The sequence below is a fragment of the Ammoniphilus sp. CFH 90114 genome (genome assembly GCF_004123195.1).
GTDB lineage: Bacteria > Bacillota > Bacilli > Aneurinibacillales > RAOX-1 > YIM-78166.
The window spans coordinates 142458-159028 of the sequence record NZ_SDLI01000004.1 but is presented as its reverse complement, the minus strand read 5'-3'; the positions used below and the strand labels follow the sequence as shown (position 1 = coordinate 159028).

Annotated in this window: 15 protein-coding genes and 1 pseudogene; all 16 read left to right on the top strand. The window is 40.9% G+C overall.

The window, feature by feature from the left end; all coding sequences use genetic code 11:
• Positions 1-60 precede the first annotated feature (60 nt).
• The 16 genes and pseudogenes from EIZ39_RS10895 to EIZ39_RS10820 all read left to right on the top strand — a co-directional run bounded on the left by EIZ39_RS10895 (position 61) and on the right by EIZ39_RS10820 (position 16531).
• Positions 61-1389, top strand: a complete 1329-nt coding sequence (locus tag EIZ39_RS10895; RefSeq protein WP_129200263.1) for a hemolysin family protein — start codon at positions 61-63, stop codon at positions 1387-1389.
• 511 nt (positions 1390-1900) lie between these two features.
• Complete coding sequence (locus EIZ39_RS10890) at positions 1901-2479, top strand: 5' nucleotidase, NT5C type (RefSeq protein ID WP_240675768.1); 579 nt, start codon at positions 1901-1903, stop codon at positions 2477-2479.
• A 22-nt stretch (positions 2480-2501) separates the two neighbouring features.
• Positions 2502-3107 (top strand): class I SAM-dependent methyltransferase, encoded by a 606-nt coding sequence (locus EIZ39_RS10885; RefSeq protein WP_129199996.1) that lies wholly within the window; start codon positions 2502-2504, stop codon positions 3105-3107.
• A 175-nt stretch (positions 3108-3282) separates the two neighbouring features.
• Positions 3283-3609: pseudogene (locus tag EIZ39_RS10880) on the top strand (isocitrate/isopropylmalate family dehydrogenase); the annotation flags it as partial.
• A 235-nt stretch (positions 3610-3844) separates the two neighbouring features.
• Positions 3845-5482 carry an ABC transporter substrate-binding protein gene (locus EIZ39_RS10875; protein WP_129199995.1) on the top strand — a complete coding sequence of 546 codons (1638 nt, stop codon included), beginning with the start codon at positions 3845-3847 and terminating at the stop codon, positions 5480-5482.
• 100 nt (positions 5483-5582) lie between these two features.
• Positions 5583-6251, top strand: a complete 669-nt coding sequence (locus EIZ39_RS10870) for a sensor histidine kinase (protein WP_164985022.1) — start codon at positions 5583-5585, stop codon at positions 6249-6251.
• Complete coding sequence (locus EIZ39_RS10865; protein WP_164985021.1) at positions 6248-7309, top strand: response regulator; 1062 nt, start codon at positions 6248-6250, stop codon at positions 7307-7309. The genes EIZ39_RS10870 and EIZ39_RS10865 overlap by 4 nt, the downstream gene beginning before the upstream one ends.
• A complete protein-coding gene (locus tag EIZ39_RS10860) occupies positions 7306-8463 on the top strand; it encodes a hypothetical protein (RefSeq protein WP_129199992.1) in 1158 nt (385 codons plus the stop codon). The genes EIZ39_RS10865 and EIZ39_RS10860 overlap by 4 nt, the downstream gene beginning before the upstream one ends.
• Before the next feature lie 51 nt (positions 8464-8514).
• A complete protein-coding gene (locus EIZ39_RS10855) occupies positions 8515-10149 on the top strand; it encodes an ABC transporter substrate-binding protein (protein WP_164985020.1) in 1635 nt (544 codons plus the stop codon).
• Positions 10150-10157: 8 nt separating this feature from the next.
• On the top strand, positions 10158-11105 hold the full coding sequence (locus EIZ39_RS10850) for an ABC transporter permease (RefSeq protein ID WP_129199990.1): 948 nt from the start codon (positions 10158-10160) through the stop codon (positions 11103-11105).
• A gap of 9 nt (positions 11106-11114) precedes the next feature.
• The gene (locus tag EIZ39_RS10845; RefSeq protein ID WP_205668540.1) at positions 11115-11984 is read left to right on the top strand and encodes an ABC transporter permease; all 870 of its coding nucleotides are present in this window, start codon (positions 11115-11117) and stop codon (positions 11982-11984) included.
• A 17-nt stretch (positions 11985-12001) separates the two neighbouring features.
• Positions 12002-12829, top strand: a complete 828-nt coding sequence (locus tag EIZ39_RS10840) for a M55 family metallopeptidase (RefSeq protein ID WP_129199989.1) — start codon at positions 12002-12004, stop codon at positions 12827-12829.
• A 32-nt stretch (positions 12830-12861) separates the two neighbouring features.
• Positions 12862-13839 (top strand): ABC transporter ATP-binding protein, encoded by a 978-nt coding sequence (locus EIZ39_RS10835; protein WP_129200261.1) that lies wholly within the window; start codon positions 12862-12864, stop codon positions 13837-13839.
• Positions 13839-14828 (top strand): ABC transporter ATP-binding protein, encoded by a 990-nt coding sequence (locus EIZ39_RS10830; RefSeq protein WP_129199988.1) that lies wholly within the window; start codon positions 13839-13841, stop codon positions 14826-14828. Before EIZ39_RS10835 ends, EIZ39_RS10830 begins: the two co-directional genes overlap by 1 nt.
• A 209-nt stretch (positions 14829-15037) precedes the next feature.
• On the top strand, positions 15038-15913 hold the full coding sequence (locus EIZ39_RS10825) for a radical SAM/SPASM domain-containing protein (RefSeq protein WP_129199987.1): 876 nt from the start codon (positions 15038-15040) through the stop codon (positions 15911-15913).
• A gap of 87 nt (positions 15914-16000) precedes the next feature.
• On the top strand, positions 16001-16531 hold the full coding sequence (locus EIZ39_RS10820) for a hypothetical protein (RefSeq protein WP_129199986.1): 531 nt from the start codon (positions 16001-16003) through the stop codon (positions 16529-16531).
• Positions 16532-16571: the final 40 nt, after the last annotated feature.

Genomic DNA, 16571 nt, shown 5'->3' with positions numbered 1-16571 from the left:
AAGGAGGTGTACTATTTACTCCAATCTGGGGTAAATAGAGATTCATTGGACCCTGAGCCGATGTTGTTTAATTTTATTCTTGTGATGCTTCTTGTATTTGCGAATGGTTTCTTCGTTGCTGCCGAATTTGCAATGGTGAAAGTAAGGAACACGAGACTCGAGACCCTGGTTTCAGAAGGGAAGCACAGAGCAAAATTCGCCCAAAAATTGACGAGAAATCTCGATGCTTATTTATCGGCGTGTCAATTGGGTATCACCCTTTCTTCCCTTGGATTAGGTTGGGTGGGTGAACCTGCGGTTGCAAAGATGATCGAACCATTTTTGAAGAACCTCGGTTTTTCAGACAGTTTGATTCAAACGATTGCATTTGCAATTGCCTTTGGGATGATTACGTTCCTGCACATTGTCCTTGGAGAATTAGCTCCTAAGTCGTTGGCTATTCAAAAATCAGAAGGGGTGACCATGTGGACAGCAGTACCATTAATTGTCTTCCACAAAGTCATGTATCCATTTATTTGGTTTTTAAATGGTACAGCAAACAGACTTCTTCGGCTGGTTGATATTCAGCCTGCTGGAGAACATGAAGCGGCACATACGGAAGAAGAAATTCGTATTCTCATGGAAGAAAGTCATAAGAGTGGCTACATTGATAAAACAGAATTGGCTCTAGTGGATAACATCTTTGACTTTGCAGAACGAAATTCAAGGGAAATCATGATTCCTCGGACAGATATGATTTGCTTATACGCTGAGAAATCTTTTGAAGAGAATCTAGACATCGCATTACGCGAACAAATGACGCGATACCCGGTTTGTAGTCCCGATAAAGATAATATTATTGGTTTTGTTCATATTAAGGATTTATTTGCCGCCTTGTCACATGGTCATAACGATCTAGGTGAATTAATTCGACCTGTCATTAGCGTCCCTGAAGTGATGCCCATTAGTTCTCTGTTAAGAGCCATGCAAAAGAACAGAAATCAATTGGCCATTGTGATTGATGAGTACGGAGGAACCGCAGGACTATTGACGATTGAAGATATTATTGAAGAAATTGTAGGAGAAATTCATGACGAATTTGATGAGGAGCGTCAGTCTATTGAAATAAAAGATCAAGATACCTTTTCCCTGGATGGCCGATTGCTTCTTGAAGAGGCCAGCGATTTATTAGGATTCAGAATGGAGAGCGAAGAGATCGATACGATTGGCGGATGGATCTACTCGCAAGTGGAAACGCCTCCAAGGATTAATCAAAGAGTCGAATTTGAGGGATTTGAGTTTATTGTAATAGAAGTGGATAATCTTAGGGTAACTCGTGTTTTAGTGAAAAGGTTACTATCCCCAGAGAGCATCCACACGAATAGTGTAGAATCATCTTTATCTATGTAGATGGCTATGAACGAGAAGACGAAGTTCTTCTCGTTATTTTTTTGTCGTTTTTTCGATAGGTGACAGGTACCTTTTGTTGTTATAATATAAACTTATAATGAGTATTAACTTTGTTTAATAGAGGTGTTACCGTTGGAAGAGGGTTTTCAGGTGATTGGCTATACCCCTCATGCTGTGTGTGATGTGGGAAATTTACTTCCTGGTGAAGAGTTTTTTCTAGTGATACATAATGAACCGTTGGGTTCTATCTGTTAATGAGGGATATCGTGATTTGGCGGAAGCGATGAAATTTAATTACATGATTGTAAAGGACCCTCAACTTGTTTAGTTGAGGATGAAATGAGCGAAGAGGAAGCGTAGTGGAGCTTCCTCTTTTCGTGTTGGGATTGAATAGATGGATATTTGCAAGTGTGGGGTGGATATTTGCATTTGTAATTTTATATTTGTATGTATTATTATTTCAGTAATATTAGTCCGAAGGACTAAAATAAACTTACGAGGAATTCATACAATGAAATTAGGTTTTGATATCGACGATACCTTAATAAATCTAAGAGAACATGCTTTTCACATTTATAATAAAAAGTTGAAGCAGAGTGTTCCCATTGAACAATTTCATGGGTTGAAGCAAGTAGAAATTCACGAACTTTTCGGATTAAGTGCGGAGCAAGGGTATGAAATGTGGAAGAATTCCATGGAGGAAATCTATTACACGTCTTGTCCAGCTTACCCTAACGCTATCGAAACTTTACAAGAACTTGATCACCAAGGGCATGAAATTTACTATATAACGGCTAGATCCAAGGAGCATGGGGAACGAACCAAAAAATGGTTACAAGAAAACGGCTTTCCTGTGCGAGATGACCGATTCTTCTACGGCATGCAGGATCAGGAAAAAGTAGAGATCATAAGAGAACTGCAACTCGATTATTACTTCGATGATAAGCCTGCCGTCTTGAATACATTGACGAACGAGAAGCTAATGGCGATCGTGAAAGATCAATCTTATAATCGAGATTTGACTATACCACGCATTCGTGATTGGTCTGAGTTAGGGTATATCCTTAACCAGAAGCAAGATCGTCGCTAAGGCGTAAGCAGATGGTGCAGTAATGAGCAAATTATTCCAAGTGTATTATGACTTTTTAATGGGGCCTTTGGAAAGGGGAAGATTTAAGTCCATTCGTCAAGAATTATTAACAAGGGCGCAAGGCCACGTGTTGGAGATTGGGTCAGGAACAGGGATTAACTTTCCCCTCTATCGTGATGTCGAGAAGGTGACTTCCATTGAACCGCATCCGCTTATGAGAGAGAAATCATTAAGGAAAATAGGCCAGGCTCAAGTTCCGATCGACGTGATTGGTGCTAGAGCTGAGGCGCTGCCGTTTCCAGATGACTATTTTGATTCGGTGGTGGCCACGCTTGTCTTTTGTACCATTCCTAATCCTGAGAAGGCATTACAGGAAATCATCAGGGTTTCCAAACCTAATGCTAAAGTCCTTTTCTTTGAGCATGTTCGGGTACATGATGCCTTTTTGGGTAAACTCCAGGATTGGTTAACTCCGGTTTGGAGCAGGTTGTGCGATGGTTGCTGCTTAGATCGAAGAACTATATCACTTATCGAGAAAGAGGGATTTCAGATCATCCACATGGATGTATTCTTTCACGACATTTTTGTCACTATTGAATCCAAAACAGGATGTAAGACCCGGCAATAAGCTGGGTTTTTTTATTTTGGAACCATTGGTAATATATTGAGGTTATGGCAAATCCACTACTATGTAAAGGAGAAGTGGACACACTAAAAGAGAGTTGAACTAAGAAAATGATTTCAATTAATCCTCCTTTTATCTACGGCTGAATCATTTACAACAAAAAAGGAAGATGAACGTTATGGCACAAGAACGAGCGATTACGATAGCAAGAGGAGATGGAATCGGGCCTGAGATCATGGATGCCACTCTTAAGATTCTTGATCATGCAGGGGCTATGATTGATCCCGAATTTATAGATATTGGTGAAAAAGTTTATCTGGCCGGCAACTCTTCAGGAATTACGGATGAGGGGTGGGAGTCACTCAGACGTACAAAGGTATTTTTTAAGGGACCAATCACCACACCTCAAGGGGGTGGGTATAAAAGTCTTAATGTAACGATTCGAAAAACTTTGGGTTTATTTGCTAATGTTAGGCCAAACGTATCGTATTCCCCTTTTGTAAAGGACAACGGCGCAGCTAATAAAGGGCGCTGTTTTTATTTGTTGACCTATGATGTCCGTATTCGACGACAGGAATGATAAACTTTCCTCTAGGGAAGCTCTTTTATTTTATACCTTCTAAGCTTGACTTTATTAATTAAGAAGGTTAAAAATTTAAGTTATTATGGAAAAATACTTAAAATTTAGAATGGGAGTTGATTTTATGATTAGAAGTAAGCAGAGGGGAGGACATTGAGAGATGGTAAAGCGCATCTCGATCTTTCTTTTACCCTTTTTATTAACGATTATTTACAGTACCGTCCAGACTAAAGTTACTCCACAGGTTGATAGCAATCTAAGACCTGTTGCTCTAAGTGAGACAGGAGGGAGTGTTACCATTGCTTTAAACTCCGATATTGTTTCCTTGGATCCGGCTTATGCACATGATTTCTCTACGATGCAGGTGGTTTGTCAAGTAACCGAAGGATTACTGAAATTTGACAAGTATGGTCGTCTGGTATCAAACTTAGCAAGTCATTGGGAGATGAAAAATCCAACCACTTATGTTTATACCATTCGAAGAGATGTTCGCTTCCAAGATGGATCCCCAATGACGGTTGCAGATGTATTGTTTTCCTTGCAACGAATTCTAGATGCTAAAGGTGGCTCTTACTTATCTTGGATGTACCGTAATGTGGAGCGGATTGAACAAGAGGGTGATTGGAGTATCCGTGTGATCTTGAAAAAGCCTGATGCACTATGGAAATATACTCTCGCTACAACGGGTGGACATATTATTAGTAAATCACATTTTATGCGCCAAGAAAAAGATTTTGGCGGTTCGGAAAAAGGAGTACTGGGGACTGGTCCTTTTGCTTTTAAGAAGTGGGAGCCAGGAGCGCAAATTGTGTTGGGGAAGAACCCCTATTATTGGGACACGACTGGAGGCCCTTATCTCCAAGAAGTGATTTTTCAGGTAGTGGCTGACGAATATACCCGTCTTTCAGGTTTGAGATCAGGCCAAATTTCGATGTCCTTTGGTTTACCTATGACATACCTCCCTCTAGTTAAAAAGCTACCGAGTATAACCATTCAATCTACACCTGGTTATATGAGCCATTTTATTGCCTTTAATTTAAACCGCAAACCATTCGATGAAATATGGGTGAGGAAGGCCATAAGCTTAGCGTTTGATTATGCTGCTTTTCAACGGGAGATTATTGGCGATTATGGGATTCTTTCGAAGCGGATTCCGTTGACGGAAACAATGCTTGTTGAGAATGAGGCGGTTTGGAAGCCCTTTCTCGAACAAATGGATGGAAATGAGACGAATTTAAATCTAGCCAGAGAGTATTTGTCGAAATCTTCCGTACCCGCTGGATTTAGAACGACGATTTTGACTGATAATCAGGACGTTAACATTGATGCAGCTCTTTTACTTAAAGCAGCAGTAAAGCCACTTGGAATCCTCGTAGAGATTGAGAAGGTTACAGGTAAGGAGTTAACCCTTCGGACTTTTAGTAAAGAGCGTTCATACAATATGGTCGTTACTCAGTGGAGTGCTGACTTTCCAGATCCATTAGGCAATCTTTATCCGATTTTTCATTCAAGTCAGACGAGTGAGGGTGGTGTGAACTATGCAAATTATGTAAATCCAATTATGGATGAACTTATTGAAGGTGCTTTGGAGAATACCGATGAAGCCCGACGAGCAGAACAAATGATGTCCGCGTATAGGATCATCGCCGAAGAGCTACCTTGGTTAGTGCTATCTCATCCAAAACAAACAATGGTCACTCGAACGGATCTTTTAGGATATGAGCTATCTCCTTTGTGGTATTGGCAAGCGTTTACAAAAGAAATTGTCATCCGAGGTCAATCCAATGATCCTTTCTGAGACGGCATTTACGGTATTCATAGTATTCGGTATAGTCGGTGGGGTTATAGGTCTAGCAACTCTTGTCTTTCTTCTAATCTCTGAGAAGGAGAGAGAAGTGATGCATATAGCGAAAAGGAAGACCGAACTAGAAATGTTACTGAAGGAAATGCAACTATCACATTTAGCTTCTCAAATTCAACCTCACTTTTTGTTTAATTCACTTAACACGGTTTCATCACTAATCCGAATAGGGAAATATGAAGAAGCTACGGAGGCCATTCATGGAATCTCTGACTTACTTCGCCATACGATTCGTGAGGAGCAAGACCTAATTTCTATCGAAGAAGAGCTATCTTATGTAGGTTTATATCTGAACATTCAAGAACTTCGTTTTGGAAAACGATTGTCATGGAGGTATGAGTTAGATGAGCGGATTAGATGTTTTAAGATTCCTGTATTTATGATTCAAGCACTGGTAGAAAACGCTTGTAAATATGGGATTGAACCTCAACTTGGTGGAGGAGAGGTTGCGATATCAGCTTATTTGAATAATCATACCTTGTATATTGATATTGCAAATACTGGAACGAGGATTCAAGAAGAATGGATCTTACAGTTTGAGCGTTGGAAGCAGGAGGGTATAGAAGCGGATCGAATGGGGATTGGGTTGAAAAATACACACCAGCGTTTGAAGCATTATTTTGCTGAGCGTGCTGAACTTCTCATTCAGCCATGGTCGGAGGGGACAAGAGTCCGTGTGATGATAACGGAGGTGAGGGAAGGTTGAAGGTACTAATCGTTGATGATGAACCCCTTGAGTTGCTGAACTTACAAACCCTACTACAAAAGGCCTCTCAACCTATAGAAATCCTAATAGCAGACAATGGGTTAGATGCTATTATTCTACTAGAAAAAGTGCCAGTAGATTTGGTGTTCCTTGACATACGGATGCCGGGGCGCGATGGGCTGGAGGTTCTGGAAATCATTCATCACCGATGGCCAACAACTGAGGTAGCCATGATTTCGGCCTACGGTGAATTTCAATTTGCAAAAAAAGCCTTAGATTTAGGAGCGAGTGCTTATCTGTTAAAACCTTTTCGTACGGCAGAGTTTTATGAAACATTAGATAAATTGATTCAACGGCATACAGCACGTTATGCTACTGTTCCTATTATACGCCAAAGTCTCATAGAGAAAGTACTCCTCTCAGGAGCCACCCTGGAAGTGGATCTTTGGACATCTCATATTGGTTTTATCCCTAATGTTGTTTTTGTAGTCGAAATTATGGAGAACCAGCTTGTTCATATATTGCAATCTGAAATTAAGACAGAATGGGGGATTTGGGCTCCAGAGAAGGTGTCAAATTACTATGTTCTTCTAAGTCGGGAGGAGTATCTTGAAGAGATTCAACATTTGTTAATGGGTCTTAGGATACAAGATTCAAAATTGGTTTTCGCTATAGGTATATCCAGAACCTTAGATCTATCCAATGCCTTTCATCAAGCGCTACAACAAGTTAGAGAGGGGCACCATAGAATGGTCGATCGATGTTTGGCTTTTATACGAGAAAATTTCGATAAAATGATTACCTTAGCTGATGTTGCCAGTTCTATCCATATAAGTCCTTCCCATCTCAATCGGTTGTTGAAAAAGGAATTAGGAACTACGTTTGTAGAGATTTTAGTCACGGCCCGTATTGAGAGAGCTAAGGAATTACTTAGGAAGTCATATAGTATTGATTACGTAGCGAGTGTGACAGGCTTTAATAGCACTACCTATTTTACAGTCACTTTTAAGAAGATGACTGGTCAATCACCCAGTAGTTATCGGAGGGAAAGGAATTGAGAAATGGCAAAGTGACACAGGCTGTTTACTTACTCAGTCTCATGATTACACCAGTAATTTTCCTGTTAACTCCACAAATTGCGTATGATTACGGGATGGTGGGTGTACTCCAATTCACATTAGCGAGTATGATTGGGATCTCTTTATTCATTTTGCTGCGCTCCAAGTTCATCGTACGGCCTACCAGTAAAATCCTACTCCTTTGTATTGAGCTTCTCTTTATTACAGAGGCCCTTTCTTTTATGATCCTGGTTACCAAAAACCTATGGACAAGGGCGTTGATATCAGGGGATTGGGGGGTAATCATTTTACTTTTTACAATTGTATTTATGATCATTTATTTTCTATGGCGTAAAGGATATACAAAATCAATTACTGTCAGTGTGGTTGGGCTGGGAATGATAGCTTCTTTTTTGATACCTAGCCTTGTTTATTTAAATATTAGTATTCCAACCGTCTATTCAGGTTTGCATTTCTTGGCTCCATCCTCTATAAAGCTACATGGTACGCATGAAACTTTACTGTTTTTTGTATTCATTTTAGTAACCTTTTCGATCCCGCTACTCTATTTAAGCGGCACTGTACGAGATCTACTAGTAGAAGGTGGGCCATACCGTATTCTACCCGCATTGCTTTGGTCACCCTTACCTATATCACTAGGGTCATTAGCATTCGTTGCACAGGCGCAGGCTATATGGCCAAAGCAGTCTGATCAGGTTGGGTTTCTAGTCATTGAACAATACGCTGGACAGTTTGGAAAGTATCTATTTATTATTACCCTCCTAGCTATGATGATTTATTTGTTATTGCGGATGCACGAAGAGCTAAGGAGAGTAACGGAAAAAGCCTCCTTATGGTGTGTTGTTTCAGGTACAGCATTTCTATTAGCTCATTGGCCAGGGCTTACTATCCTAGAGTTAATACTTGGTTTTGGTATGGTTCAAGTGGCGATACTCCCCCTATTTTTTTTAGGTCATATTGGGGAAGGGAAGGAATGGTTTACCCTTACAGCTGGGGTGACTGTAGCTATTTTGATTCTCTGTCTAAAAAGTATAGAGTTAGCTATTTTAACAGGAGCATTCGTCTCTACCGTTGTAGGAATCTGTTTCACTTTGTCTCGGAAGGAAAGGGGGAATGGGGCTATGGAGCATTAAAAGTAAGCAGCAGAGAAATAGGCCTATATTTTAAAGAAGGGGATGAAAAAGATGATGTTTGGCAGAAGTCACTTTAAAAAATGGATGCTAGGTCTACTAAGTACTTTTCTTGTCGCGGGCTCTGTTGCTTGTTCTTCCACAAGCACAAATCCAGCCAGCAGTGATTCCTCAAGCAAGACAACAGAATCGAGCGTGGGTACACCAAAGGCTACAAATGAACAGGGTTCCAATGACCCGCAAGCAGGTGGGGTGCTACGACTTGCGCGCCACCAAGATGTTTCTAGTTTTGATCCCATTGTACCAACTGATAACATGTCTATCTGGACGATACTTAATTTGTACGATCAACTCGTTCGTCTCAATGCCGACGGAAGTGATATTGAACCTGGTTTGGCCACGGATTGGAGTATTTCAGATGATGGGAAAAGCTATACATTTAATCTTCGTCCAGGAGTGAAATTTCATAACGGTATGCCAGTAACCGCACAGGACGTGAAATTTTCCTTAGAAAGAGCTAAAAGTGATGAGAGTAATTGGAATTGGATGTACACAGCCTTTGACTCAGTAGAGGTAAAAAGTAATTCCCAAGTGGTCATTCATCTTAATACTCCTTACATCCCGTTACTATCGACCTTAGCATTGTTTAGTTCTTCCATTGTTCCAGAACAGATCGTAAAAGAAAATGGAAAGGATTACCTTACGAACAATCCAGTTGGCTCTGGTCCCTTTATGCTTGATAACTGGCAACGTGGACAAAAAGTAGTGTTAAAAAAGAATCCGGAATACTGGCAAGCAGGCAAACCTTATTTAGATGGAGTAGAGTTCCTTCAAGTACCTGAAGACACAGCAAAAATCTTTAAACTTCAAGCCAAAGAGTTAGATATTGCTTCTAATGTTCCTTTTAACACCTTAGAGCAATTAAAGACTGATCCAGCTCTTGAGGTAATTGTTGCACCATTTGCAAGGGTAGATATGATTCCTATTAATACAACAAAGGAACCCTTCAATGATGTGAAAATCCGTCAAGCTATGAACTATGCGGTAAATAAGAAAGATATTATACAAGCTGTGCTTATGGGACAAGGGGAACCAGCCGCCTCCTATCTGCCAAAGGTCATGTACTTTAACGATCAGCTTAAGGGATACCCTTACGATCTAGAGAAGGCCAAACAGTTAATGAGCGAATCTTCCAGACCGAATGGGTTTAAGACTACTCTTACGATCAATGCTGGTAATGAAATTAACAGTCAAGTTGCCGTCATCGTCAAAGAACAGTTAAAGGAAATTGGCATTGATATAGAAATTCAACAGCTTGAGCCAGGTGTTGTTGATGAGCTTTTGGCTTCTATGAAGTATGACTTAATTACTACCTATTACTCTAGTGATATTATTGATCCTGATGAAATTACTATGTTTGGAGCCGTTTCAACAGGTGGCACAAACGCGTACTATACCGGCTACAAGAACCCTCGCTTAGATGAACTAGCAATGCAGGCTCAAGGAGAAAATGATGCAGATAAGCGTAAGGAGATGTATATGGAAATGCAGAAGATGTTTAGTGAGGATGCCCCTCATGTCTTCTTATTCCATGTACCAAGCTCTTATGTAACGCAAAAGAATGTGCAAGGATTTACTCTATCGCCTATGGGTAGTTATCGCCTAGAGGAAGTTTGGCTTAAACCGTAAAGAAGGTGATGATCATCGTAAGATTACAGTATATTATTAAACACTTATTTCAGTTGATCCCGGTTTTACTTGGAGTTTCTATTATTACATTTCTATTAATACGGATGATTCCTGGGGATCCAGCATTAGTCATGCTGGGTCCACGGGCCACCCCCGAAAATATTGCGAGACTGACTGTGCAAATGGGCTTAGACCAGCCGATGTTGACACAATATATTACCTATATTCGTAATGTGTTCTCTGGTGATTTGGGGGATTCAATCATTATTAGGCAACCGGTGTTCACTCTGATAAGCGAACGCCTTGGAGTCACGATATTCCTTGTTGTTTATGCTGCTTTTCTTAGTGTAGTTATTAGTATACCGATTTCACTTTGGTCTGCTCTACGGAGAAATGGTGTGGTTGATAGTAGTTTCAGGGCAGCTTCCATCATTGGGCTCTCTATGCCATCCTTTTGGATTGGGATTCTGCTCATGCTTCTCTTTAGTATCAAGGTCAAGTGGTTCCCTGTGTCTGGGTATGGGGACAATTTTTTACAACATCTTTACCATTTAACTCTACCAGCTTTAACCGTTTCTTTCTCGCTATCCCCTGTTCTTATACGACCTCTGAGATCTAAAATGATATCCATTTTGTCATCTGACTTCATTGAATCAGCACGTGCACGAGGGCTTAGTTCATGGCAGGTTGTTATCAAACATGCTCTTAGAAATGCGGTCATAGGAATGGTAACAATACTCGGAGTAAATGTTGGATGGCTTCTAGGAGGATCAGTGGTGATTGAAACCATATTTTCTTTACCTGGACTTGGACAATTACTCATAAACAGCATCTTAACACGGGATTATCCTGTGATTCAGGGATTGGTGCTGATCTTTGCCACATTGGTAATTTTAGTTAATATGCTGACGGACTTAGTCTATACGATTTTAGATCCGAGAGTTCACTTAGAGTAAGGAGGTTCTATGCCATCATTACATCAACCCATGACCAAACCATTACCACGAAGAACACTTCCTAGAAGGTTGCAACATTTAGCTATTCGGACCAAGATTGGGTGGGGACTAGCTATTGTAGGTTTTGTTTTTCTTATTTCGTTATTGGCACCATTTATAACTCCCTATGATCCAATTAAAAACAATTTAGCAGAGGCGCTTCAAGGACCGAGCCTTAAGCATTGGTTTGGCACAGATAACTTTGGTCGCGATATATTCACTCGTATGCTATATGCTGCGAGAACGGATCTTCAAATCGGTATATTCTCTGTAATTATGCCTCTATTATTTGGTACCCTGATAGGACTGCTTTCAGGCTATTATGGTGGATGGTTGGATGCATTGATGATGAGAATTGTGGATATCGTCATTAGTTTTCCGTTTATGGTATTGATTATTGCTATCGTTTCTATCCTTGGAACAGGATTATTTAATCTTTTTCTGGCGATTTTTTTAGTTGGTTGGAGTGCTTATGCTCGAATTGTAAGAGCAGAGGTACTCATTGTTAAGGAGCAAGAATATATCCTTGCTGCAAAAAGCCTAGGATATGGGGATGGAAAGATATTGTTTCGGCATATTTTACCCAATGTTGTCACTACAGCTCTTATTTTCTGCATGTCCGATATCGTTCTTTGTATTCTCCTTGGGGCCTCACTAAGCTTCTTAGGTATGGGGGTTCAGCCTCCAACACCGGAGTGGGGTGCCATGATTGCAGAGGGCAGAAATTACATTATTAATGCATGGTGGATTTCTACGTTTCCTGGACTTGGAATTATCCTTACAGGTCTTGGCTTTAGTTTATTAGGAGATGGGTTAGCGGAGAAGATAGAAAACCAATAATCTGGAGGAGATCACTTATGAAACTCTTTATTTCAGTTGATATGGAAGGGATTTCGGGCGTTACAGACTGGGATGATGTGAACCGCGGTACGATAGATTATCAATATTATAGACAGCTTATGACAAAGGATGTTAATGCAGCTATCGAAGGGGCTTTAGAAGCTGGGGTGAGTGAAGTAGTTGTCAATGACTCTCATGACACCATGCGAAATCTCATTATTGATGAGCTACATCCCAAGGCTGAGCTTGTTCGTGGATTCTTAAAACCACTTCTTATGATGGAGGGCATCGATTCAACTTATAGCGCTGCTTTCTTTATTGGATATCATTGTATGGCAGGAGTAGGAGATGCAGTTCTTAATCACACGATGAGTAACAGAGCGGTTCAACGTATTAAACTTAATGGACGTGAGATCGGAGAAGCTGGAATTAACGCTGTGATTGCAGGGGCTTATGGGGTTCCAGTCGTACTCGTAACAGGGGATACTCAAACCACGGAAGAGGTCAGTCGAGAAATCGAAGGAGTACATACTGTAGCCGTAAAAAAGGGGCTTGGTATGTTCACAGCTCGCTGTCTACATCCAGAAGAAAGTCGTAGGAGGATAAAGGAAATGGCTCGAGTAGCTGTCCTTGATAGACAACGAGTTTGTCCTGTTCCTGTATTAGAGAGTTATGATTTACAGATTGAATTTAAAACGACAAGTTCGGCTCAGGTAGTAAGCTATATGCCACAAGTAGAACTTATTAACGGTAAAACGGTACGTTTTCAAACATCTGATGTTCATCAGCTGATGCCTACCTTACTGGCGATGTTATTACTTGGTGATGTAAAAGAGTTTTCTTAAAGGCAGGAATAAGCTGAGGAGTCGATGCGTTGATGCCGCTATTAGAGGTTAGAAACCTAGATGTCGTCTTGGATACTAGGCATAGAAAAATCTATGCTGTTAATAATGTGGAATTTCAAGTGAATGAAGGCGAAACTGTAGGGTTAGTTGGAGAAAGTGGAAGTGGGAAAAGTGTTACCTGTCGTTCTATCCTTAAGCTTCTCCCTAAGGGTATTGGGAAAATGAAAAAGGGTGAGATCCTTTTTGAAGGGATAAACTTGGCAACCCTAGCAGAAAAGGAAATGCTAAATATTCGTGGAAAGCGAATAGGGATGATTTCACAGGATCCAATGAGTTCCCTTGATCCTGTTTACCGTATAGGGGACCAAATAATGGAGGTGTTACGAAGACATGAAAAGCTAAGCAGGACAGAAGCAAAAAGTCGTGCCGTAGAGTTGCTTCGACTCGTAGGTATTCCATCCCCTGAGAAGCGAATAACACAATATCCCCATGAGCTGAGCGGTGGTATGCGTCAAAGGGTAATGATTGCTCTGGCTGTCTCTTGTAATCCTAAGCTTCTGATTGCTGACGAACCAACGACAGCTCTGGATGTTACCGTTCAGGATCAAGTTCTTCAGTTATTACAACGATTGCAGAAAGAATTTGGGATGGGCATTTTACTCGTTACACATAACTTAGGGGTAGTGGCAGAAACGTGTGATCGAGTCGTTGTTCTCTACGCCGGGAAGGTGATGGAACAGGCTGCCACCGATGCGTTATTTAAGAACCCCCGGCATCCTTATACGTTAGGTTTGATACGCTCTGTTCCTCAATTAGACACGGATCAGGAACTTATTGGTATCCCAGGTTCATTACCTGTCCTTAGTGAGCCTGTTATGGGCTGTCCGTTTCAGCCGCGCTGTTCGATGGCTACAAAGGAGTGCCTTAAAGATGAAGCGGTTCGTCTACGCAAGGTAGCAGATGGTCACTGGACTGCTTGTATCCATCATGAAAGGGTGTCTGTTGTGTAATGACAAAAACAATCTTACAAGTGCAGGGGTTGGAAAAAGTCTATCAACAGAAGGGTACCTGGTTTGATCGATTATTTCACAGAGATCCCGTAAAGTTGTATGCGGTTAACCAAGTGGATTTTGACCTGAAGGAAGGAGAAATACTTGGACTGGTAGGAGAGAGTGGTTGTGGAAAAAGTACTTTAAGTCGTACAATAATGCGTTTGTCTGAGCCAACAGGTGGGATTATCCGTTTTTTAGGGGAAGAGATCACTTCAATATCTCAAAAGCACATGCAGTCCGTTCGGAAAAATATGCAAATGGTCTTTCAGGACCCTTACTCATCCCTCAACCCGAAAATGACGATTCGAGAGATGCTAAGTGAAGCGATTAGATTTCATAATATCTATAAACAAGAGAAGGAAATACGTCAATATATTGATCAGTTGATGATTAAGGTCGGACTTAATCCTGAAGACGCTGATAAATTTCCAAAAGCCTTCAGTGGAGGGCAACGACAACGAGTTGCGATCGCAAGAGCTTTAGCTGTACAGCCTAAACTGATTATTGCCGATGAGCCGGTCAGTGCATTGGACGTATCTGTTCAAGCCCATATCTTACAATTACTAAAGAATCTTCAAAAAGAATTAAACCTGACTATGATCTTCATTTCTCATGATCTATCTGTAGTAAAGTACATTTCAGATCGAGTAGCTGTCATGTATCTGGGTAGAATCGTAGAAATAGGGAAGACTTCGGAAGTATTTGAGAATACCAATCATCCATATACAAAGGCACTTCTTTCTGCTGTTCCTCGCTTATCAAGAGGGGGGAGGAACCGAATGGAGTTAGAAGGAGACCCTCCTAGCCCTTTCGAACAATCACTAGGATGCTCCTTTTATTCCCGTTGTGCTCAGCGGGCGGAGAAATGTAAAAGTACAATCCCTGAGTTAACAAGACGAAGCGAAACACATCTTAGTGCTTGTTTTATTAGCAAGGAGATGTCGTGAAAAATAAGAATCTAGAGAGAAATTGATCGCTTATGATTTGACCCGCTGAATCCAGCGGTTTTTTTCGTATGTTGGTTAGTATAGAAGCTTTCCCCTATCTAGGGATATATCGGAACTACAAGGCTGATGGTTTCTTTCCTCTATACAGCACGGTATAATGGATGGTGTCAATCTTATATGAGCTATTTTCGTTAGAAAGGGAACAAGCTGTGAAAACCTTTAAAAAAGTATATGTTGAGATTACTAGCGTTTGCAACCTTGCTTGCGCCTTCTGTCCGCAAACGGGTCGACAGGCTAAGTTTATTAATGTGGATAAATTTCGTGAGATTCTGGACCAAATCAAGCCACACACGAATCATATTTATCTTCATGTCAAAGGAGAACCTCTCCTTCATCCCAAAATTGATGAATTGTTAGATATCAGCCACGAAAAAGGCTTTAAGGTTAATATTACATCGAATGGAACGTTGCTTCCGAAAGTGAAGCACAAGCTTCTAGGAAAACCAGCCCTCCGTCAAATGAACTTCTCTCTTCATAGTTTTGATGGCCATGAGGGTTCTGAGAACCGAGAAGGATACCTGTCCAATATCTTGTCTTTTGTCAGGGAAGTTGTGGAACACAACGTGATTATTTCTTTGAGATTGTGGAACTTAGATCAAGATAATGCGACGAACCTAGAAAAAAACAGAAACCGTGAAACTCTTGAAGTCTTGGAGAAAGAGTTTAACCTTGATTTTAAAATTGAGGAAAAAGTGCTGCCGGGGAGCGGAGTCAAGATCGCAAATCGTATCTACTTGAACCAAGACCATGAATTTGAGTGGCCGAGTTTACAAGCGGCGGAAGACGATGGAAAAGGATTTTGTCATGCGCTTCGAAGTCAAGCTGCTATACTTGTTGATGGTACCGTTGTTCCGTGCTGTTTAGATGGTGAAGGTGTCATCAATTTAGGTAATATTAATGATTCCTCCTTCTCAGAAATTGTAGAAAGCGAAAGAGCGAATAATCTCTTTTACGGATTCTCTAGGAGACAAGCGGTTGAGGAATTATGCAGAAAGTGCGGATATAGGAAAAGATTTGGTGCTTGATGCTGTTCTTTTTTTGATGTGAGTGTGTAACTTTTAGGGTGGGAGTCACGTCTATAAATAGTAGAGTTGGATTGGAGGGATAAAAGGATGATTACGTTAGCTGAAGCGATTCCGTTGAGAAAGATGCTCGAACGGCGAATTAACGAACTGTTTTCGGAGCGCTGGGAACACGCTTATGTCATTATAGAAAAAGGCGATAGTTATGAGCCTTATCCTCGGACTATGGATATCATTAGCGAGGAAATTTATGAATTACAGCGGGATTATCGCGTCCTAGGTCGATTGGTTACGGAAGCAAATCTAAGTCAGAAAATGACCTGGAACGGAGAAGAGGTCACTTTAATGGAAGCGATTGAACTGGCCAAACAATTAAGGATGGATCTTAATCAGTTAAAATCTTTCTCAACACGTAAGAAAACGGAGCGGTTGATGGAAAGAGGGCGAAGAGGGCCTAGTAGTGATGCTTCCTCTCTGATGACGGTTGCCTTGTACGATCCAGAAGTCTATAGGCAAAAAGCACTCAAACTTGAACGACAGGTCAATCGTCTTTCAGCATCCATTGAACACCAAAACCATATGGTATCTATTCCGTTTGACGCAAGCAAGTATATAGATTAGGGGTACCTAGCCTTGAGGGGGTAAGATGATTGTCCCTTCA